A 22,476-nucleotide genomic window follows, 5' to 3' on the forward strand; every position below is an offset into this window, starting at 1 on the left:
AATTAATTAACCTCTCCTTATCCGGAGAGGTTTTTTGTTTGTTTGTTTAATTTTTGTAATTTTTTGTTACTTTTCTTATTTTATAAGTGTGATAAAATTGATTAGAGATTCTAAATTGGGAGTGTTGAATGTCATGCTTGAATTGAGAAATGTTTCACATGAAGTTTCTGGTAAGAAGATTTTAAATAATATTTCTATGAAATTTATTTCAGGACGCAAATATGCAATCTTAGGAACAAATGGTGCTGGTAAAAGCACGATAGGATATGTTATGATGGGACTTGATGGTTATAAACCTACTTCAGGTCAAATTTTTTTGAATGGTAATGATATTACCAATTTTAATGTTTTTGAACGTGCTAAAGCTGGAATAACTTTGATGTGGCAAGAGCCCGCAAGATATGATGGACTTACCATTTACACTTATTTAACTCTTGGTGGAAAGTTGGATGTTACAAAAGATGAGGTTGAAGAAGCTTTGGAAAAGGTAGGGCTTTCTCCAAAGATTTATTTGAATCGTTTTGTTGATAAAAGTCTTAGTGGTGGAGAAAGAAAAAGAGTTGAACTTGCTTCAATTATTTTGTTAAAACCAAAATTTGTTATTTTGGATGAACCCGATTCTGGTATCGACCTTATGAGTCTTGATATGATAAATCAAGTTATAGATTTTATTGCAGATTATGGTGGAACACCAATTGTAATTACTCACAGAGAAGAAATGGCTTACAATACTGAAGAAGCTTATTTGTTATGTGCTGGAAAGATTTTAGCTAACGGTGAAACAAAGCAAGTTATCCAGATTTTTAAAAATATTTGCGATACTTGTGATCATCCAAATTCGCCTGTTAGTAAGGAGTTGAAAATCGATGGACGTTAAAAGAGAATATGAAGCTATTGTTAAAGCTGTTGAAAAACTTGGAACTGATGCTTCAAAATTTTTGGATAAAAAAATAGCTTCAATAATAATTAGTGGTGATAAAGTTTTAGGATTAAATAATGTTGAAGGTATAAAACTTGTTCCTACTCAAATAGAAAATGGTGTACAGGTTGATATGGAAATTTTAGAAAATGCACATATTCCACGTCCTATACATGTTTGTACGGGTTATGTTGAAAAAAAAGGATTTCAAAAGGTTATTTTTAACATTAAAGTAAGAAAGGGAGCTAGAGTAAAATTTCTTGCCCATTGTGTTTTTCCCCAGGCAGAAGAATTTGAACACAACGCTATTTCAAATGTTATAGTTGAAGAAGGCGCTTATATGGAATATGAAGATGAACATTATCATAGTGATAAAGGAACTATAAAACTTATAACCAAAACAAATGCGGTTGTAAAAGAAGGTGGAGTTTATAAAAATGTTTTCTCTCTTACCAAAACAAGGGTAGGAAAATTAGATATAGTCATGGATTTAACACTTGAAAAACAAGCCGTTGGAGAGTTATTTTCAAAGATTAAAGCAAGCAAAACTGATGAGGTAAATATAAATGAAATTTTAAGGTTAGAAGGAGAACATTCGAGAGGAATTGCTAAAACTGTTGTAGTAGCGTTAGATAGTTCTAAAGCAAAAGTATTAAATGAAGCATATGGAAGTGCACCATATTCAAAAGGACATATTTCGTGTGAAGAAATCACAAAAGGTTCAAATGTAGATGTTTCAACAATCCCAGTTTTAAAAATTGATAACGATTTATCTGAGTTAACTCATGAAGCCTCAATTGGAAGGGTAAATCAAAAACAACTTGAAATGTTGATGGCCAAAGGTCTAACTGAAGATGAAGCAACGGAATTAATAATAAAAGGTCTTTTACATTAGAATTTGTATTAAAAAACATGACCTACGATAGTTGCAGGTCATGTTTTTATTTTTAATGATTATGAAATTTTTCTTTGACTTGATATTCTTTGTCTTCTATCTTGTTTTCAAGGAATGCATTAATTATATCTTTTACACTACCACTTGCTCCTCTTATAACTTTAATTCCTAATTGTTCAAAAAATGAAATAGCTCTTTGACCAATTCCTCTAACAATTATGACGTTAACCCCTTTTGAGTATAGGAAATTAGGAACATCTCCTGGACCGTGTTCTTCAAGCGAATTGTTTTCAATTCTTAATTTCTCTTTTTCTGTGTCATAGAATGCAAAAAATGGTGAATGACCAAAGTGTTCCGAAATTTGTGAATTTTCTCTGTTATTTTCAATAACTGGTATTGCAATAATCATTATTTCTCCATCCTTTAATTATTCTTCAATGTTAATTTTATAACAATATTTATTATATGTCAATATCTTTATTTAGTAATTTTTCTTTATATTTGAAAAGCTAATTCCATCAATTATATTATGAATTATTATAGGATAGATGAGACTTTTAGAATAAACAAGAGAAAAACCTAAAATGATAGATATAATAAATCTTGTAGGTAATAAATTGAAGAATAATTTCCAAGATTCATTTTTGGTTAAAACATTTAATAAATGAAATAAGGCAAATAATAGACTTGATAGTAATATTGCTGTTATAGATGAGTATTTTAATTTTAAATAACTTTGAATTAATCCTCTAAATAAAAATTCTTCAGTAGGACCTACTAAAATCCAGAAATAAATTATCTGCCATTTGCTTTTAAAGTAAAGATATCTAAAATTGTAAATTTTTGCATTTTTTGATGTTATATATGCAATAATGAATAAAGGAATTCCTATAAATGTAAGAATTAACAATCCTTTTTTTGTATCTCCAAAACTAATTCCCATATCAACCAGTTTTAAATTTAATACTCTTGCTGAAAGTATGGAGTATAATATAGTTAGGATAGCAAATAATGAATGCAATTTAAATGGATCTGATATTCTTACTACTTTTACAAATATTTTTGAAAGCAAAATGTAAAAGAGTAATATAAATATCGAAATAGTTATATGCAAAATTATCACCTCAAAACTATTATATATCAAATTAAGTAAGGAGGCGTTTTATGTTAACACTTTTAAAGAATTTAAAGGTCTTTACACCATATTATATTGGGAAAAAAGATATTTTAATAGCAAATGGAAAGATAGAATTAATTGAGGAGAATTTAGTAGTACCATTTAGTAAAGTTTTGGATTTAAATGGAAAGATTGCAGTTCCAGGTTTTATAGATGCTCATGTTCATATTATAGGCGGTGGTGGGGAGGGTGGTTTTCAAACAAGAACACCTGAAATTACTATAGAAGAACTTGTTGATTCTGGTATAACAACGGTTATTGGATGTCTTGGTACAGATGATGTTACAAGAAGCATGGAAGATTTATATGCAAAATCAAAACAACTTGAGGAACTTGGAATAACTAGTTTTATTTATACTGGTTCATATAGTGTGCCAGTAAAGACAATTACTGGAGATATTAAGAAAGATTTAGTACTAATAGATAAGGTAATAGGAGTGGGAGAGATAGCAATATCGGATCATAGATCTTCTCAACCTACACTTGAAGAGATTAAAAGAATAGTTGCTCAAGCTAGAGTTGGAGGCTTAATATCTAATAAGGCAGGTGTTGTAAATTTCCATGTTGGAAATGGAAAAAACGGTATAGATTATTTGTTTGAAATAGCAGAAAATACAGAAATACCTATTTATCATATGTATCCAACTCATGTAGGAAGGAGCAAAGAGCTGTTTCATAGGGCAATAGAATTTGCAAAGAAAGGTGGATTTATAGATCTGACAGCTTCTGAAAGTGTAGTGGATTATTTAGAGATTGCAATTAATGAAGGAGTAATTGATAATTTAACTATGACTTCTGATGGGCATGGAAGTTTACCAAAGTTTGATGAAAATGGCAGGTTAATAAAGCTTGATGTTGCAAGCACAACCGTATTGTTTGAAAGTGTAAAAAAAGCTGTTGAAAGAGATTTAAATTTTGAAGAGGTTTTAAAAACTATAACGATTAACCCTGCAAAAGTTTTAAAATTAAAGTCTAAAGGTAGAATAGAAAAGGAAACTGATGGAGATATCGTTGTTTTGGATAGAAATTTAAACATTGAAAAAGTAATAGCAAGAGGTAAGTTATTGAAGGAGGTGCAGAGTTAATGTTTGATATGAATGAATATACGGAAAATGGGCAAAGAATCCTTATGGCTGTTTCTGATATTTTGACAAGGTACAAACAAAATCAGATGTCATCTGAGCATATTTTACTTTCTATTTTGGAAGACGATGAAAATGCAGCAAAGGATATTTTAAAACACTTAAAAGTTGATATTACAGAGCTAAAAAGAGAATTAGAGTCATTTATTTCAAGGTATGGTGTTAAAACAAATGCACCAACAGGTCAGATATATATAACCCCAGAGGCACGTCATGTTCTTGAAGAAGCAAAAAAAGAAGCAAAGAGAATGGGAGATGAAAAGATTGGATCGGATCATTTATTACTTGCTATGACATTGATTCCAGAAAGTATGACTTTTAGAATTTTATCAAGGTATGGAGTAACACAGGATAAAGTTTATCAAGCAATAAAAGAATTGAGAACATCTGGAGTAACATCAGAGGATGAAAATGTAGATGTTTTAACAAAGTTTACAGAAGACTTAACTGAACTTGCAAGAAAAAATAAATTACTTCCAGTTATTGGTAGGGATAATGAAATTTTCAGAGTAATGGAAATATTGGGAAGAAAATTAAAGAACAATCCAGTTATAATAGGTGATCCTGGGGTTGGTAAAACTGCAATTGTTGAAGGACTTGCGCAAAAAATTGTAGAAGAAAAGGTCCCAGACTTTTTGAAAAATAAAAAGATTTTAAAGCTTGATCTTGCAAGAGTAATAGCTGGGACAAAGTTTAGAGGGGAATTTGAAGAAAGGCTAAAAAAAATAATTGATGTTGTAAAAAAATCACCTGATGTAATTTTGTTTATTGACGAAATCCATACGGTTGTAGGTGCCGGTGCAAGTGAAGGTTCAGTTGATGCAGCAAATATTTTAAAACCTGAGCTTGCAAGAGGAGAACTCAGATGTATAGGTGCAACAACTGTTGAAGAATATAGAAGATATATAGAAAAGGATAAAGCACTTGAAAGAAGATTTCAACCTATATACGTAACTGAACCAAGTATAGAGGAGACTATAGAGATTTTAAGGGGATTAAAAAAATCATTTGAAGAATTTCACAATGTTAGGATAACTGATAAAGCTATAGAATATGCTGCCAAACTTGCCGCAAGATATATTACGGAGAGATTCCTGCCTGATAAAGCAGTAGATTTGCTTGATGAATCAGCATCGAGAATAAAAATTTTGGGTAAAAAAGAGGTAACTGAAGAAGATATTGCAAAAACTGTAGAAATGTGGACAAAAATACCAGTTGGAAAGATGCTTGAAGGTGAAAAAGAGAAGTTAAAGAATCTAGAGAAAATAATACACGAAAAATTTGTAGATCAAGAGGAAGCAGTAAAAGTTGTTTCAAGTGCAATAAGAATGTCGAGAACTGGGATAAGAAACTTAAAAAGACCTGCAGGCGTATTTTTGTTTTTGGGTCCAACTGGAGTAGGTAAAACTGAACTTGCGAAGAGACTTTCAGAAATATTATTTGGTTCAAGTCAGAGTTTAATTAGAATCGACATGAGTGAATATATGGAAAAGCATTCAGTTGCAAGACTTATAGGTGCACCTCCAGGATATGTTGGACATGAACAAGGTGGGCAATTAACAGAAGCGGTGAGAAGAAGACCGTACAGTGTGATATTATTTGATGAAATTGAGAAGGCAAATCCAGAAGTTTTTAATGTTCTTTTACAGGTGTTTGATGATGGAAGACTTACTGATGGAAAAGGTAATACAGTAGATTTTAGAAATACAATAATAATTATGACAAGTAACCTTGCAAGTGAGGAGATTGTTAGAGCAATAGAGCAAAATAGAGAGGATGAAATTTCTACAACTGTAGAAAAAATAGTTAAAAACAAACTTAAACCAGAGTTTTTAAACAGACTTGATGCTATAGTAATTTTTAAACCTTTGAAAAAAGAAGATGTCAAAAAAATTGTGGATATATATTTGGAGGAATTAAATGAAAGGTTAAAAGAAAAGAGTATAAAGGTAATTCTTGAAGAATCTGTAAAAGACTATTTAGCAGAAGTTGGGTATATTCCTTCAATGGGAGCAAGACCTCTTAGAAGGTTATTTGAAAATACAATTGAATTCACTATTTCAAATCTCATTATTGATGAAAAATTAAATGAAGGAAATACAATTACATTTAAAAATACTGAAAAAGGTATAACTTATGATATAATATAATGTTGGAAACTGTTCCAATTTGAAGAAATTTAGGAAGGGTTTTATAGTAAAATTATTATTGTAATACTTTAAATAAAGGAGGGGAAAGTGTATGAAAAAGCTTTTAGTAGCTTTATTAATGGTAGTCATGGTTTTTAGCGTTTTTGCTGTGAAAATTACTATTTGGACTTCAGAAGCACAAGCTCCAATTTTGACAAAACTTGCTGATGAATTCAAATCAATTTATGGTATTGACGTAGAAGTTGTGCAGGTTAATTTTAACGATATAAAATCTAAATTTTTAACAGCAGCACCAGCAGGTGAAGGTGCAGATATTATTGTTGGTGCACATGACTGGGTTGGAGAACTTGCAGCAAATGGTCTTCTTGAACCAATCCCTGTTCTTCCTGAAAAAGATCAATATTTACCAACACCTCTTCAAGCATTTACCTACAATGGAAAGTTGTATGGTATTCCATATGCATTTGATGGACCAGCTTTGATTTACAACAAGGATTATGTTGAAGAACCACCAAAGACTTTCGATGAGCTTATAGAACTTGCAAAACAAATTCAAGAAGAATATGAAGGTGAAGTAAGAGGTCTTGTGTACGACTTTAAAAACTTCTATTTCAGCAGTTATGCAATTTTCGGATTCGGTGGATACGTATTTGGTGAAAAAGATGGGAAAATAAATGTAAAAGATGTAGGTCTTGCAAATGAAGGAGCAATAAAAGGTATGAAACTTTTAAAGAGACTTGTTGATGAAGGACTTCTTGAATCAGGTGACAACTACAATGTGATGGACAACTTGTTCAAAGACGGACAAGCAGCAATGATTATTAATGGACCATGGGCCGTTCCTGGATGGAAAGAAGCAGGTATAGACTTTGGTGTTGCACCAATTCCTGATCTAGAAAATGGTGTTAAACCAAAACCATTCTTTGGTGCACAAGGTTTCATGGTTAATGCAAAATCACCAAATAAACTTTATGCTATTGAATTTTTGACAAAATTCATTGCAACTAAAGATGTAATGTACAGAATTTACCTTGCAGACCCAAGAGTTCCATCAAGAAAAGATATTCTTCCAATGGTTGATGATGTAACAAGAGCATTTGCAGAATTCCTTGGAAACTATGGTCTTCCAATGCCAAATGTTCCAGAAATGGCTGGCGTATGGGGAGCAATGGGAGATGCACTTTCAAAGGTTCTTGACCAAGGTGTTCCAGTTGAACAAGCATTGAAAGAAGCAGTAGATACTATATTGGCAGGAATTAAATAATTTGAAAACTGAATAAAATTCGGGGGGAGTGTATTCCCCCCGTTTTTATCGGGAGGAGATGTAATGGCAAAGTTCTGGAAGTTAATAGGCTATTTGTTGTTGGCATTGTTTAATGCTTTTTCAATTTGGGGAGCATTATTTTTATTTTCAAGAGGTTTTTATGAGCTTTCTATAACATTTTTTGTTTTGATAGTTTTAATAGATTATTTTGTGTTAAATAGTAGGGCATATCCTTATAGATACATGATACCTGCAGTAATTTTATTGTTTATTCTAGTTTTATATCCAATAGCATTTACCATAAAGACTGCATTTACTAATTATGGAACAGGGCATATTATGACTCGACAGGAAGTTTTGGATAGATTACTTACAGATCCAGTTTATACATACGTACCTGATAACGCAAAAAGCTACGATTATCAGATTTTTGTAAGATACAATGGTATAGATCCAACTGAAGATTTTAAAATGATAGTTGTGAATGAAAATGGAGAAAAATACATTGTTGGAAATATAAAACCTGTTAGAATGCAAGCAGGAAAAATGATTCTTGGAGAAGCTGAATTAATAGATATGGAAAAAGTTCAAACTATTATGGAAAATGGTAAATTAATTGCAATAGTTGAAGATGGTAAAACATATAATTATTTTTATTCGCCAAGTGATAAGGAGACCGCTATTAATGAAGTTTTCTTTAAATCAAAAATAGCATTTCCTATTTTAAGTAAGGTAGAAATAGTTGATAATCAAAGAAATAGATTATCACTTAGGTTCAGCAGTGATGGAAGTTTAAAACTTGTTCAAATAAAGCATCTTTATAGAATGGCACTTTCCGAAGTTGTTGAAAATGGAAAGACTGTTGTAAAAACTACCCTTGTAAATGATAGAACCAATAAGCCATTATTGGAAGAAGAAGGAATGTTTTATGACTTTGATGAAAAAGGTGAAAAGGTTCCAGTTCTTGGATATATTTCATATGTAGGTTCAAAGAATTTTACAAAGATATTTACAGATCCTACTGTTTCTGGACCATTTACAAAGATATTCTTGTGGAATTTTACATATGCGGCACTTAGTGTGTTATTTACTTTTGTAATTGGTCTCTCATTTGCACTTGTTTTGAACAATAACACACTGCGTGGAAGAACTATATATAGAACCTTGTTAATTATTCCTTGGGCAATTCCAGCATTTATTTCTGTTCTTATATGGAAAAATGGATTTTTCAATGAAACATATGGGGTATTTAATAGATTTATTGTTACCAACTTGTTTAACGGAGATCCAGTTAAGTGGATGACAAATCCATTCTGGGCAAAAGTTGCTGTTTTAATAGTTAATACCTGGCTTGGATTTCCATACATGATGACGGTTAGTTTAGGAGCACTCCAGAGTATCCCTGATGAACTTTATGAAGCTGCATCTATAGATGGTGCATCAAAACCAAAAAGATTCTGGAAAATAACATTTCCATTGTTAATGACAACAATTGCACCACTTCTTGTAGGAAGCTTTGCATTTAATTTCAATAACTTTGTAAATATTTATCTTTTAACAGCAGGTGGCCCTGCTATTCCAAATACAACAACACCAGCAGGCGCAACTGATATATTGATTTCGTATACTTATAAGCTTGCGTTTGAAGCAGGACGTGGGCAGGACTTTGGTTTTGCAAGTGCAATATCAATACTGATTTTCTTCATAGTTGCGGGTATAAGTTTTGTTAACTTTAGAATATCAGGCTCCTTCGAAGAGGTGAATAGATAATGGTTGTAAGAAAAAGAAATTGGCTAACACATGCAATTTTAATAATTTTAATAGTTGCAATATTGTTTCCTGTAGTATGGGTTGTATCTACATCACTAAGGCGAGATAATGCAGCTTTTTCATCAAAATTGTTTTCATCGAGGATGAGTCTTCAAAACTATAAAGATTTGCTATTTCCCGAAGACAATGTTTTAAGGCTTTTAAGTGATATAGAGTCAATTACAACTAATTCAAGACCTTATGATGAAAAGCCAGTTGAATTTTTGGTAGAAAAGTTTGATAAAGATATGGAAGCTTTAAAGGTGTATTCAAAAGAGTCGAAAGAATTAATAAGTGTAGTAGACAATGAGTATGAAACAATAAAAAGCTATTTGTCTGAAAATTCAGATAATTTAATTCAAACAGTTGTTGAGCAAGTAAATAAACTAAATGAAAAGATAAATATTGAAAAATCTGATAATAACCAATTAATTGGCGTTGCAATAATATCTTTGTTGGAAGAAGGAAGGATAAATGAGAAAGATGTTCAGGAATTAAGTTTAGGGTTTGACTATAAAGATTATGAAGATGTGTATGTAGAAGAGCTAAAAACAAAACTTGATAATATTGAAAGTCTAAAAAGACAATTGCAAGAAGATCAAGCAAAATTAAATCAAATAAAGAAAGAGCTTGATTTTTATCAAGAGGAATATGCAAGACTTTCTTTAATAATTGATAACTCCATTATTCCACAGTTTGAAAGTTTTAATAAAACCCTGCAGGTTGCATATGATTTACTAAATAATTTATCAAATCAGATAAAGGCAGTTGTTTCAGAAAAAGATGCTGTTGAAAATTTTGAAGAAGTTTATAGCATAGTAGAAAATATGCTTGGAATAAATTTAAGCAAGGAAAGAAAAGCAGTTATAGACAAAATGTATGAGAATATGACAAAGGTAAAGACGTTATGGGATAATTTTACATTGAAAAATTCTGCAAATTATGCTGATTTTATTTCATTAATTAACCAGTTTAATTTAAAAGCGCTTAAACAGGTTAGAGAATCATATAATTTGTTAAAAAACTTTGCTGAAATTGAAAGAGAATATTTAAAACTTTCAAATGAGTATATACTTTTTGCCAACAAAATTGACAGTAAAAATCAAGATTTAGAAGAACTAATTAGAAAATATTTAGAGGAAGAAGGAAAATATCTACCAGCTAAAGCATATATCATGTCTTTATTATTAAAAGATGACATTGAAAGCTTTATAAATAAAGTTGAAAAATATACCTTACCAAAAGATATTAATAAATTGTACCTTGCAGTAAAAATTCTTTCAAGAAACGTAAATGACTTTTTAGGTTATGTAAGTGATGATAGCTTAAAGAAAGATGTAAGATCTAATATTAGAAAACTTGATTGGATAGCGACTTTGAATGACTTTATGAAAAAGTATGAGAAATTTGCAAAAGATGTAAAGGTATTTATCGATGAGTTTGATAAATATGTTAGCTCTATAGAAAGTGCGGGAAAAGCTGCAATCTACTCATCAAAGAATGGGGTTAAGGTTAGAATAGCGGCACTTCTTCAGTTGTTTACAAAAGTTCAATCAGAATATCCTGCAAATATTGCATCAAGTATGAGTATCGCTTCTAAAGCGGCAGCTGATCTTGTTGACCAATTTCCTGTAAATGATCTTGATAAATCATTTAAAAATGTTGATAAGAAACTGTTCAGGTTTGACCAAATTTGGAAACAGAAGCAAAAGTATTATCTTTGGAGATGGATCTTTAATAGTGTTATAGTTGCGGGCATTGTTGCAATAATTACTACGATTGTAAATGCACTTGCAGCATATCCGTTTAGCAGGATGAGATTTAGGGGAAGAAAATATGGAATAATGTCACTTCTTTTAATTCAGATGTTCCCAGCTATTATGTACATGATTGCTTTGTACGGATTTTTAAGCTTTATTGGAAGATATATTCCATCAATAGGGCTCAATACATTAGGTGGACTTATATTTGTGTATCTTGGAAATATTGCATTTAATATGTATCTTATTAAAGGGTTCTATGATACAATTCCAAGTTCTCTTGAAGAGGCTGCAATGATTGATGGTGCAACAAGGTGGCAAACATTCTGGAGAATAGTAATACCACTTGCATCTCCTATTCTTTCAGTTGTAGTTATTCTAACGTTCATGGGCACATTTAACGAATTTGTTCTTGCAAAGATTATTCTCCAAGATGTTGAAAAGTATACATATGCGGTTGGACTTTGGACATTCTCCAGCGGGCCATTTGAAACTGAGTGGGGTCTATTTTCAGCAGCTGCACTTGTTGGAATGCTTCCAATGGTTATATTGTTCCTTTCAATGCAAAAATATCTTGTTGGTGGCTTAACCAAAGGTTCTGTTAAAGGTTAATACTTATATATAAAATAGAATGTTTAAAAAAGTCCTCGGATGTTGTACAATATAATATCCGAGGACTTTTTTCTAGGGAGGGATTATGTGGATAAGCCAGTATATGAAAAAAGCATAGTTTCATTTATTAATGTACTTTTGAAGCATTTTAAAGTTGAAACAAAATATAGATTCGATGAAATGGAGGATATTATTCTTCCACAAATAGTTGGAAAGGAAAAAATAGTAGTAATTATCTTGGATAGTTTAGGATACAAAAAGTTCAAGGAATTAAATGTTGAATTTGAGAAGAGCATAAAGTTAAGTAGTGTTTTTCCAACAACGACTGTGGCTGCAGTTACCAGTTTACTTACTGCGATGTCTCCTCAAGAACATGGACTTTTAGGATATATTCAGTTTATTCGTGAAATTGGAAGTATCATGAATATGATAGATTTTAGTTATCCAGGATTGCCAAATAGTAGTTTTGAAACTATCGTAAAGAAAAAGATAAAAAGGTTGCCGAATGTGTTTCAAAGTTTAAAAAAGGAAGGTTATTTTGGAGGAATACTAACTTCACATGATATTGTAAATTCGGGCTTGTCATTTTTAATTCAAAAGGATGCAAACATATTTTCTTACTATTCAACTATTGATATGTTTGCAAATTTACAAAAGCTGCTTGAAAGTGATTTTAAAGGCCTTCTTTACGTTTATTATGGAGTGTTAGATGGTATTGGTCACAAAAAAGGACCTGATAGCAGATCTTACGAAAGAGAAGCAAAGTTTTTGCTTGAAGAAATAAAAAAATTAAAATATGACAAAAAGACGCAGATTTTTGTTGTGGCAGATCATGGAATGATTACAACTCCTAGGGAAAAGAACGTATTTCTAGGAGAAGAGTTATTAAAATATCTAAAATTTCCGCCAACTGGAGAAATGCGTATGATGTATTTTTATACTAAAGAGAAAAAAGCCAAAGAATTAATTGATTATTTAAACGATATATACAGCAAAAGATTTGAAATATATCCTTCAAAGCAACTTTTGAGCGAAGGATATTTTGGATTTGGGCATAAGAATCTTGAAATGGAACATAGGATTGGAGATTATGTTCTTTTAGCTAAAGATAACTATTCTTTTACATATACATATACTGGAGGAGAGCAAAAGCTTTTGGGAATGCATGGTTCACTTACATATGAAGAATTGTATGTCCCGCTTATTTTTGTATAAATTTTTTCAAAGCAATATAATTAATAAAATCCCATTCTTGAATAGCCAAGGATGGGATTATTTTTTATATAAAGATTTATTCAAAATTTTATTGATTCTCAATTGCAATTGAAAAATTATAAAATATTAATAATATGTTAAATATTTATTTTTAAATAAAGAAAATAGCAAATAATTGGGTTTGTTTTCTTTATATTTTTTTATTAAAATTAAAAATAGCTTTAAAGAATAATATCGTAAATATGGTATATTAGGAGTCTTTATATCGGAAAATGATATTTGTATGAAATTAAAAATAATTTAGTATTTGGAAAAATATAATATTGTTTTTAATAAACAAAATTAATAAAAATAGTATAAAAATTATTAAATATTAACATGTTAGTAAAATAAACAGGAATGTTTTTAGTCTATATTAAAAAGATAATGTTTATATGTTTTACACTTTTTAATAATACTAAAATGGTTGAGATAAAAAAATGTACCACGTGTTTTATTGAATGTAAGCTAAACAAATAAAAAATAGGGAAGATCATAGGATTAATAGTGTAAATTGGTAAAAGAGATAAGAATTTAGTAAGATAAAGAATTTTAATTAATTCTAAATTTTCTGAAAGGAGGGTTAGTATAAGATTTACTATAAGATTGTTAATTACTTTTTTGCTGGTTACTTTTGTTTTCCTTTCGTTTGCAGGAGAGATAGTTTCTTTGATTGAAGATCCAGGATGTAGTGTTAACTACTGTTCATGGTTTTATGTTGGTGATTTAAGATGGCAGGCGTTTGGTGAGGCAGAGCACTACAGTTCAAATGGAACACCACTTAGTGTAACATTGGAAGTTGATTTTACATGTAAAAGCCCCTACTTTGGTGTAACATTATGCCGTGGAAAAGCTGTTGTATCAAAAATTGGTACAGTAAGAGCCACATGTTATTGCACTCCTGCAGGAGAGGCTGCTATTTGTCTAGCTTCGTGCAGTTGTAGGGGTAGGTAAAATTTTTGGAGGTGAAAAAATGCTTGTTAATTTTTTTAACACACGTGTTGGATTTATAATGTTATTAATTGTATTTCTGACCATCTCATGTTTTGCACAACAATCTACAATTAGTGGTCAGTTCACAGAAACAAAAGCTGGCATGTTTTACACTTTTACACGTGTGGTTCAGCTTCATGATACTCCATTAACCTCTGTTTATGTACCATTTGATCTTTACGATGCAAGATTTGGTCAGATAACATTAAAAGGCGAAACTTTTGATGTTATAACCGGATTAAAAGATGGAGAAGAAATAATATTGGTAGATGGGAATAGAAATAAAAATTTTTCAGATGATGAAATCTATGCTCAAACATTGTCAGGAATGAACGTTAATACATATATTGTAAAACTTATATTCAGCGATGGAAGTGGTTATTATATTGCCTTGTGGCGTATAGAAGACAAATTATACTATTGTGGTATTACCAGAAGAGAAGGCATACTTTACGTGGGAGAGAAAAGCTATAAAGCAGCGATTGCTGAGACAGATTCAGATGGATGGTACACAAAAGATGCAATATTACTTATGGTAGATTTAAATGAAAATGGTAAATTTGATGGCCCGGAGTTTTTCAGAAAGTACTTAAAGATAGGAGAAGAATATTTTACGATAGAGAGTGTTACTAAAAACGGAGAAGCTATAGTCCTTGAAAAGTCTTCAACCTCTGTGCTTGTTCCATTTATAGGTGAAACATTTCCAGATATCTCTTTCGAAGAGGTAAGTGGAAAAACTATAAATCTAGGAGAAAAAGTGGGAGAGTGGAAAGTAATTTACTTTAATTTCTTAACCGCTTCAAAAGTGTCGAAGATAAATATGTGGCTTGATGCGTTTTCAGAATTTTTGAAAATGGGAGTAAGATCCTACGTACTACTTGTAGCTCCATCCTCTTGTAATTGCACATCATGTGAAGAGTGTTCATTGGATTTAGAATCTTTGGCAAAAAAGTATAAAGATATTACAATTGTTCCAATATCACGTGAGAAACTTGATGAGATAACAATTAGATTGAGATTGTTATATCCTGAAACTTTGATGGTAATATCTCCAGACAATGTGCTTGTTTATAGGACAAGTGCTGGAGTAGTAACAGAAGGAGTTATATGGAAACATACAATTACTATGCCAACAGTTGAACAAATTTCTAATTTGATAGAAGTGTTGGTAAAGAATTAAAATGAATTTGGAGTATTTTTGTTTTATAGTTTAGCTACCTAGCCAAAGTAAAGAGTAAGTTAATTTAGAATAAAAAAGGCTATACCTGCTAAAATTATTTTGTCTTAACATAGCAACCAGGAGATGCATATCCTGAAGAATATTAATCACTCTTAGCAGATAGAGGATACCAGCAATGGGAGTTTGTTTAAAAAATGAAAGGTAAAAATATTTGGAGAGAGAAATAGATAGGTTAATATATAGCAAAAGATTTGAAATAGAATTGTATATAGAAAGGCTGAAGCAGAGGATAAAGGTAAAGAAAATGTATGAAAAGACACTAAAGACACAAATTACATAAATAGCACTAGGGCAATAGTTAACAATGTTAACACATTTTCTGCTCATTCTAAAATGATTTGATTAATTGACAAATGATTTTTACATTGGCCGGGGCATAAGTAGAAAATTAAAGAACTAGCAAAACAAAAAGGATGGAATAACTACTATTCCGTCCTTTTTGTTCTATAAATTTTATTTATTGGCTCCGGCGGAGGGACTCGAACCCCCAACCTAGTGGTTAACAGCCACCCGCTCTGCCTATTGAGCTACGCCGGAACTTATCAAAACCATTATATATTATACCATATTTCTCTTTTTTTGTCAATAATCCTTTTATTTAAGAGGGGTTAGCTTTTTTCATACAATAGAAAATATATCATATAATATGAAAAAGTCAATATTTGTATTTTGCTTAATCGAATAAAACTTTTTTTATTTTTTCAGGATCTAGTCTAAATTTTGATCCTTTTCCCTGTAAAAAGTGATGCTTTTCAAGAAGGTGTATTGATAAATCACTATACATTATAGTTTCATTATTTTTGAGATTTTTAACGACTGCTACTTTTTTTCTAAAGATACCGTCTTCAAAGGGGCATGCAAGGAATCCTCTTGCTTCATATACAAAAATTTCGAAGTTTTCGTAAGTTATTGGTTCTCCCAGTCCTTTTTCTCCAACTTCAAGTAGTTTTTTCAATTTTTGTGCTACTTTATCAAAGTCGAGTTTTAAAGCAGCCATTTCTTGTTCATCCTGTAAAATTATATCAACCAGATTTCTATCATCTTCGCCCAAAAATCCTTCTGCTGTTATTACTCCAGGTTTCATATTTTCTTGAGCTTTAATCATTTCGGGAGACATTTTCATGATTTTCACCTTCCTATGCGAATTTATCGTAATACACATCTTTTATTCCATGTTCATTAAGTAATTTTTCACAGGCATTTATCATTCCAGGGCTACCACATAGATATCCCTCTTTTTTAGTGTTTTTGTCGACGACATTTTCTAAGTATTTAACCATTACATCAGTTATAAGGCCGACTTCACCGTTCCATTTTTCTGGTTCCATTGGTTCAGAAAGAGCAGGAATAAAATGGAAGTTGCTCCACTTTTTTTCTAAATCTTTAAAAAGTTCAACATAGAAAAGGTCTTTTTCAGTTCTTGCGCCAAAAAAGTACCATACGTTTCTATTTGTAATACCTCGTTCATACATATCAAGAACAATAGACTTAATAGGTGCCATACCAGAACCTCCTGCAACACAGATCATATCAGCATCCGTATCTCTCATGTAAAATTCACCGAATGGACCTATAACTTCAAGGTTGTCTCCTTCTTTTAGATAATTGTGTACGTAAGTTGTTGCTATACCACCTGGAACTAATCTAATTAGCAAATCTATTTCATCTTTTTTACTTGGAGTAGATGCAATTGAATATGCTCTTTGTGTAGGTTGCTTTATTTTATCATATGGCGGTACAACGATTTGAACGTATTGTCCTGCTTTAAAGTTTATCTCTTCTGGAAGTTTTATTCTTACTTCTTTTATATCATGTGTCACATCTTTGATTGAGACAACTTTACCTGTAAGCTTTTTAACATTAAAAAGTTCTTCTGGAAGCTGTATTTTTATGTCTTTTTTAACCTTTATCTGACAAGAAAGTCTTATGTTTTCTTTTATTTCTTCCTCTGACATATAAGGAAGTTCTGTTGGAAGGTATTCTCCAACATCACTTAATACTTTAACTTTACATGCTCCACAACTTCCTCTGCCTCCACAGGCAGATGGAACAAAGATATTTTCAGAAGCAAGTGTAAAAAGTAAAGGTGAACCACCCTTTACTTTTAATTTTTTCTTTCCATTATTTATATCAATTTCTACTTCTCCATAGTTGTTTACTATTGAATCGACTATAACGATTAGAGCAGATAAAACAGATGAAACAATTCCAACGATTAATGGTGCAAGCCAAATATTCATACGATCACCCCTATTGAACATTTATCATTCCAGCAAAACCCATAAAGGCCATTGCCATTATTCCTATTGTAATGAGTGTAATTCCAACGCCTTTAAGAGGTGCAGGAACAGGTGCTTTATCAACTTTAATTCTGATAGCAGCTAGTAAAACTATTGCAAGCCACCATCCAAGACCTGAACCAAGGCCAAAAAAGATTGATTGTAAAAATGTATAGTTTCTAAGCTGCATAAATAGTGCAACACCTAAAATAGCACAGTTGACAGTTATTAATGGCAAAAAGATACCAAGACTAATGTACAAATTTGGTGCAGTTCGATCTATTACCATTTCAAGTATTTGGACAACTGCAGCTATGACAATAATATATATGATGTATCTTAGGTATTCTATTTGAAATGGTACTATGATGTATTTTTCAACTAACCAGTTAATAGCAGTTGTTATTGTCATAACCATCGTAACTGCCATACCAAGACCGTTAGATGACTTTAGACTTTTTGAGATAGATATAAACGAGCACATTCCAAGAAAGTTGGAAAGTAATATATTACTAGTAAAGATTGAAGCAAAAAATAGAACCAGAGGATTTATATTAGGATTCATTTGGCTCCCTCCTTTTTAAACCCTTTTACTATCCATATAAATAGTGCGAGCATGAAGAAAGCACTTGGCGGCATAATCATTATTGTCCAGTTTACAAAGTTCTCTGGCATAACTTTATAGCCAAAAATGGTTCCAAAACCAAGAAGTTCTCTAAAGAATGCAATTGCCACCAGTACTATCATATAACCAAAACCGCTTGTAATACCATCCCAAAATGAGATAAGTGGAGGATTTGATTGAGCAAATGCTTCGGCACGTCCCATGATGATACAGTTTGTTATTATAAGCCCGACATATGGTCCGAGTGCTTTACTTACATCTGGAAGGTATGCCTTTAAGATTATATCCACTATGATAACATAGAAAGATATTATTAATACCTGTGTAATCATTCTCACCTTAGATGGGATAAGATTTTTTAAAAGAGATACAGTAAGGTTTGAAAAACCTGTGACAAGCATTACGCCTATTGTCATGATAAATGTATTTTTTAAATTGTTAGTAACTGCAAGAGTCGAACAAATTCCAAGCACCAGTACAAAAACAGGATTTTCATACCAAGTATTTTTCAAAAATACTTCTTTAAATTTTCCCATACTACTCACTCCTTAGAGCGTTTCTAATTTTTTCAAGTGAATCGTTGATGATGTTTATAAAAAATCTCGAGGTAAGTGTAGCTCCGGTTATAGCATCTACAGAAGAATTTTCTTTGTTAAAATCACTGGAAGCTCCAGAGACTTTGATTTTGATTTTATCTTTCACAAGTTCTCCTTTAAATTGTTGTTTAAACCAATCTTCTTCAATTCTTCCTCCAAGACCAGGTGTTTCATTTTGTGAAATTATGTCTATTCCAACAATTCTATCTATACTTTCGTTAACTGAAATGACGCCGGTTATTGTTCCCCAAAGGCCGCTCCCAGAAAAAATATATGAATATATTTTTTCTCCATTTAGAGTGGTTGTATAAAATTTTAATCCTCCTATTTCTATTTGATCAATCTTAGAATTGAAAATTTTAATTGCATCCTTTTCGTCTTTGTATTCAATTCCCATTGAGTTTAATATTGCACGTATTTTTGAAAAGTTTTGATTTTCAAGTATTTTGTCATAAGTCATTGAGTTTATGATTGAAAGGATCAAGACGAACAAAAACGAAATAACAAAAGTAAATATTATAGTGTATATCTTATTTTCTTTCATTTTTTCACCTTCTTTGTTACGTGATCCAAAAATGGTGCAAAGGTATTGCCTAAAAGTACTGCAAAGCTTGTTCCTTCTGCAAAGAGTGAAAATGTTCTGATAATCACAATTGAAACTCCAATAATTATTCCATATATAACTTGTGCCTTTGAATTTTTTGGGGCAGTGATTGGATCTGTTGCAATGAATACTGATACAAACAATAAGCTTCCAGATAGAAGTGCAAAAATAGTAGGTGGTGCAGAAGGAATAAATATGTCAAAAACAGCGGTTAAAATAAATGCACTTAAAATTGTAGAAACTATTATTTTCCAACTAGCAGTTTTTGTAAAAATTAAATAAATTGCGCCAATAATTATTAAAAATATTGCACTTTCACCAATAGATCCTGCTCTAAACCCTAAAAATAGATCTTTTAAACTTAATGTTTGTGATTCTTTTAAAAGTGCAAGTGGAGTTGCGGATGTTGTTACATCAAGACCAAACGAGCCAAATTTTGGGATCATCCAACCATTTGTCATATATGATGGAAAGGCAATATAGACAAATAATCTTGCTGTGATTGCAGGATTAAAGATGTTTCTTCCAAATCCACCGTATGCCTCTTTTGCAAATACTATACCAAATATGATACCTATTGTTGCAATCCACCATGGTGTAAGTGGTGGCAGAGAAAGGGTATATAGCATACAGGTTACTAAGACTGCTTCTGAAACTTTTTTTCCTTTCTTTTTTTCAAAGATATATTCAGAAAGAATTCCAAAGGTAAAAACAAATAAACTTAGCCAAATAAGTCTAACGCCATAGAAAAAAAGCGAGTAAATATATATTGGAATTAAAGCATATAAAACTTTTCGCATCATTGGCTGTTTTTGAAATAAAGCCATTTTCTATCACTCCTTGTACGTTTTTTCAAGAAGAAAAGTCCAGGTTTTAACCTGGACTTTTAAAAGAATTTATAAGTCTTATATTTTGCTGCCCTCACTGTAAATATCAAATTCATCGTCTTCTCTTAATCTAAGAGTGAGTTTTTTCATGTGCTTTTTTTCTTCTTCAATAACTTTTTCAATTGCGCTATTGTCAGGAACAAGCATTTTAATATCGTTGTAGAATATTATAGAGTCTTTTTCAACCTCAATTGCAAGTTTAATCGCTTCTTTTACACTTGTTGGAATTTTTTCAATTGTAAGTTTTGGGAAAATTACATCTTCAGCAAATGCCTTTAAATAGCCAACTTCTTCTTCATTGAGGTTTAAGTTTTTTTCATCTTTAAAGCCTGATAGGATTTCTTCAAATATCCTTGCATGTTCTCTTTCTTCATTTGCAAGTTCAAGGAATAAATCCTTTAGAGCCCCACTTGATACATTTGAAAGTTTTTCATAATAGGAATAGCCTGCACCTTCAATTTTTAATGCAACACCTAAAAGTTCATTGATTGTCATAATATCCCCTCCTTGAGTCTACTCTACAGTATATATTATACAACTTTTTTTCAAAAATAAAAATGCTGTTAAATATGTTATAATTATTTTAGGGGTAGATTAAATGGTTAAAATAGCTTATTTTTCGGGAACAGGAAATACTGAATTTGTTGCAAAAAAGTTGGCAGAAAAATTAAAAAGTAACAATAAAACTGTGGAATTAGAAGAAATTGTATTAAAGAATTTAAAGGTTATTTCTTTAAAAAATATAAATTTATTAATTTTACTCTCTCCTGTTCACTCTTTTGATCTTCCTTGGCCTGTATATAGTTGGGTTAAAAAAATTAATGATTGTTTAGGGCTTAATACCGCTATAGTCTTAGTTTCTGCAGGTGGCTTTATTCCTGAAAATAGTGCTGCTCATTTAAAATTGAAACATCTTCTATTAAAAAAAGGTTGTAATATTTTATATGAAGATATGGTAACGATGCCGTTAAATTGTTTCTCAGGAATGAAAGAGCAAGAGATAAAAGAAATTTTGCGAAATTTACCTAATAAAATTGATGATATTGTTGACAATTTACTAAAAGGAAAAAGAAAAGTTTTAAAACCTACATTTAAGGGACTAATTTTATCTAAATTTTCAATATTTGAAAAATTTTTTTCAAAGATTTTTGCAAAAGGCTATAAAGTTAATGATAATTGCAATCTATGTGGTTTTTGTATTAAAAATTGCCCGACAAATAATATTTCAATAAAAAACGGTAAGGTACATTTTGGTTTTAATTGTGCGCTTTGTTTGAAGTGCATATATGATTGCCCTCAAGGAGCAATCATTCAAAGAATGTTTCCATTTATGATTATTAAAGATGGATACAAACTTGAAAATTATTTAAATAAGTTTGGAGGAGATTTAAATGGCAAAGAAGATTAATAAAAATCTTAGCGAATTTGAAAAATTTGTTTTGTTTGAAAAAGGTACGGAAAGACCTTTTAGTGGAAAATTTGAAGATCACTTTGAAAAGGGAATATACGTTTGTAAAAATTGTGGAATTCCCCTTTACAATTCATCTTCAAAATTTAATTCAGGGTGTGGGTGGCCTGCATTTGACGATGAAATACCTGGTGCGATAAAAAAGCAAGTGGATAGAGATGGAATTAGAGAAGAGATAGTGTGTTCATATTGTGGAGCACATTTAGGCCACGTTTTTTATGGAGAAGGTTTTACTGAGAAAAATGTAAGACATTGTGTTAATTCAGTATCACTTGATTTTGTACCGGAAGGGGAAAAGCCGTTAATAGATAGAATATTTTTTGCAGGTGGATGTTTTTGGGGAGTAGAATATTTATTTAGGAAACTTGAGGGAGTTGTTGATACAAGGGTAGGTTACATGGGTGGAAGAAGAAAAAATCCTACATACGAACAAGTTTGTACAGGTGTAACAGGTCATCTTGAAACGGTAGAAGTAATTTTTGACCCAAAAAAGTTAGATGAAGAGACTTTGATAAAGTATTTTTTTGAAATACATGATTTTACACAAGAAAATGGTCAAGGTCCAGATATTGGGGAGCAGTATAAAAGTGCTATTTTTTATACAAATGATCTTCAAAAAAAGATTTCTGAAAAATTGATAAAAGCATTAACGAAAAAGTATGATGTTGTAACACAACTTAAAAAGGCAAGTGATTTTTGGGTAGCAGAAGATTATCATCAGCAATATTACGAAAAGACAGGAAAAACTCCTTATTGTCACGTAAGATTTAAGTTATTAAAAACATGGGATGGAATAATTTGA

At 31.1% G+C, this 22,476-nt stretch carries 21 protein-coding genes and 1 tRNA gene; 12 read left to right on the forward strand and 10 right to left on the reverse strand.

What is annotated here, in order from left to right:
• Positions 1-133: 133 nt before the first annotated feature.
• Both OB7_RS08605 and OB7_RS08610 read left to right on the forward strand, forming a co-directional pair.
• The gene (locus OB7_RS08605; RefSeq protein WP_012579722.1) at positions 134-877 is read left to right on the forward strand and encodes an ATP-binding cassette domain-containing protein; all 744 of its coding nucleotides are present in this window, start codon (positions 134-136) and stop codon (positions 875-877) included.
• Entirely contained in the window at positions 867-1,814 is a 948-nt protein-coding gene (locus OB7_RS08610; RefSeq protein ID WP_012579723.1) for a SufB/SufD family protein, read from the forward strand. The genes OB7_RS08605 and OB7_RS08610 overlap by 11 nt, the downstream gene beginning before the upstream one ends.
• Before the next feature lie 52 nt (positions 1,815-1,866).
• Here the strand turns inward: OB7_RS08610 and OB7_RS08615 are convergent, their stop codons facing one another.
• Positions 1,867-2,223, reverse strand: a complete 357-nt coding sequence (locus tag OB7_RS08615) for a NifB/NifX family molybdenum-iron cluster-binding protein (RefSeq protein WP_114703069.1) — start codon at positions 2,221-2,223, stop codon at positions 1,867-1,869.
• Between the two features lie 72 nt (positions 2,224-2,295).
• Complete coding sequence (locus OB7_RS08620; RefSeq protein WP_012579725.1) at positions 2,296-2,928, reverse strand: CPBP family intramembrane glutamic endopeptidase; 633 nt, start codon at positions 2,926-2,928, stop codon at positions 2,296-2,298.
• 50 nt (positions 2,929-2,978) lie between these two features.
• Here OB7_RS08620 and iadA point away from each other — a divergent pair, with 50 nt between their 5' ends.
• From iadA to OB7_RS08660, 8 genes are all read left to right on the forward strand, one after another.
• On the forward strand, positions 2,979-4,076 hold the full coding sequence (gene iadA, locus OB7_RS08625; RefSeq protein WP_114703070.1) for a beta-aspartyl-peptidase: 1,098 nt from the start codon (positions 2,979-2,981) through the stop codon (positions 4,074-4,076).
• Complete coding sequence (locus OB7_RS08630; protein ID WP_114703071.1) at positions 4,076-6,283, forward strand: ATP-dependent Clp protease ATP-binding subunit; 2,208 nt, start codon at positions 4,076-4,078, stop codon at positions 6,281-6,283. The genes iadA and OB7_RS08630 overlap by 1 nt, the downstream gene beginning before the upstream one ends.
• Positions 6,284-6,374: 91 nt before the next feature.
• The gene (locus OB7_RS08635; protein ID WP_114703072.1) at positions 6,375-7,547 is read left to right on the forward strand and encodes a sugar ABC transporter substrate-binding protein; all 1,173 of its coding nucleotides are present in this window, start codon (positions 6,375-6,377) and stop codon (positions 7,545-7,547) included.
• A 63-nt stretch (positions 7,548-7,610) separates the two neighbouring features.
• Positions 7,611-9,317, forward strand: coding sequence for an ABC transporter permease subunit (locus OB7_RS08640; RefSeq protein WP_004104557.1), 1,707 nt, complete (start codon positions 7,611-7,613; stop codon positions 9,315-9,317).
• Positions 9,317-11,728 (forward strand): ABC transporter permease subunit, encoded by a 2,412-nt coding sequence (locus OB7_RS08645; RefSeq protein WP_114703073.1) that lies wholly within the window; start codon positions 9,317-9,319, stop codon positions 11,726-11,728. The genes OB7_RS08640 and OB7_RS08645 overlap by 1 nt, the downstream gene beginning before the upstream one ends.
• Positions 11,729-11,815: 87 nt before the next feature.
• Positions 11,816-12,943 carry an alkaline phosphatase family protein gene (locus OB7_RS08650; RefSeq protein WP_170128458.1) on the forward strand — a complete coding sequence of 376 codons (1,128 nt, stop codon included), beginning with the start codon at positions 11,816-11,818 and terminating at the stop codon, positions 12,941-12,943.
• A gap of 708 nt (positions 12,944-13,651) precedes the next feature.
• Positions 13,652-13,936, forward strand: a complete 285-nt coding sequence (locus OB7_RS08655) for a hypothetical protein (protein ID WP_147275530.1) — start codon at positions 13,652-13,654, stop codon at positions 13,934-13,936.
• 19 nt (positions 13,937-13,955) lie between these two features.
• The gene (locus OB7_RS08660; protein ID WP_004104565.1) at positions 13,956-15,155 is read left to right on the forward strand and encodes a hypothetical protein; all 1,200 of its coding nucleotides are present in this window, start codon (positions 13,956-13,958) and stop codon (positions 15,153-15,155) included.
• A 521-nt stretch (positions 15,156-15,676) separates the two neighbouring features.
• Here OB7_RS08660 and OB7_RS08670 read toward each other — a convergent pair.
• The 8 genes from OB7_RS08670 to OB7_RS08705 form a co-directional block, all read right to left on the reverse strand.
• Positions 15,677-15,752 (reverse strand) — tRNA-Asn (locus OB7_RS08670).
• Positions 15,753-15,888: 136 nt separating this feature from the next.
• A complete protein-coding gene (locus tag OB7_RS08675) occupies positions 15,889-16,338 on the reverse strand; it encodes a hypothetical protein (protein WP_114703075.1) in 450 nt (149 codons plus the stop codon).
• 13 nt (positions 16,339-16,351) lie between these two features.
• Entirely contained in the window at positions 16,352-17,455 is a 1,104-nt protein-coding gene (locus OB7_RS08680) for an NADH:ubiquinone reductase (Na(+)-transporting) subunit F (protein ID WP_114703076.1), read from the reverse strand.
• A 10-nt stretch (positions 17,456-17,465) separates the two neighbouring features.
• Positions 17,466-18,059, reverse strand: a complete 594-nt coding sequence (locus OB7_RS08685) for an electron transport complex protein RnfA (protein ID WP_004104576.1) — start codon at positions 18,057-18,059, stop codon at positions 17,466-17,468.
• Entirely contained in the window at positions 18,056-18,655 is a 600-nt protein-coding gene (locus OB7_RS08690) for an NADH:ubiquinone reductase (Na(+)-transporting) subunit D (RefSeq protein ID WP_114703077.1), read from the reverse strand. The genes OB7_RS08685 and OB7_RS08690 overlap by 4 nt, the downstream gene beginning before the upstream one ends.
• Before the next feature lies 1 nt (position 18,656).
• A complete protein-coding gene (locus OB7_RS08695; protein WP_114703078.1) occupies positions 18,657-19,259 on the reverse strand; it encodes an FMN-binding protein in 603 nt (200 codons plus the stop codon).
• Positions 19,256-20,146: an RnfABCDGE type electron transport complex subunit D gene (locus OB7_RS08700; RefSeq protein ID WP_114703079.1), complete on the reverse strand. Its 891-nt coding sequence runs from the start codon at positions 20,144-20,146 to the stop codon at positions 19,256-19,258. Before OB7_RS08700 ends, OB7_RS08695 begins: the two co-directional genes overlap by 4 nt.
• Before the next feature lie 78 nt (positions 20,147-20,224).
• Positions 20,225-20,701 carry a ferritin family protein gene (locus OB7_RS08705; protein ID WP_012579736.1) on the reverse strand — a complete coding sequence of 159 codons (477 nt, stop codon included), beginning with the start codon at positions 20,699-20,701 and terminating at the stop codon, positions 20,225-20,227.
• 103 nt (positions 20,702-20,804) lie between these two features.
• Here OB7_RS08705 and OB7_RS08710 point away from each other — a divergent pair, with 103 nt between their 5' ends.
• Together OB7_RS08710 and OB7_RS08715 are read left to right on the forward strand one after the other, a co-directional pair.
• A complete protein-coding gene (locus tag OB7_RS08710) occupies positions 20,805-21,614 on the forward strand; it encodes an EFR1 family ferrodoxin (protein ID WP_114703080.1) in 810 nt (269 codons plus the stop codon).
• The gene (locus OB7_RS08715) at positions 21,598-22,476 is read left to right on the forward strand and encodes a bifunctional methionine sulfoxide reductase B/A protein (protein ID WP_114703081.1); all 879 of its coding nucleotides are present in this window, start codon (positions 21,598-21,600) and stop codon (positions 22,474-22,476) included. The genes OB7_RS08710 and OB7_RS08715 overlap by 17 nt, the downstream gene beginning before the upstream one ends.

Origin of the sequence: Thermosipho africanus Ob7 (genome assembly GCF_003351105.1) — a bacterium.
GTDB lineage: Bacteria > Thermotogota > Thermotogae > Thermotogales > Fervidobacteriaceae > Thermosipho > Thermosipho africanus.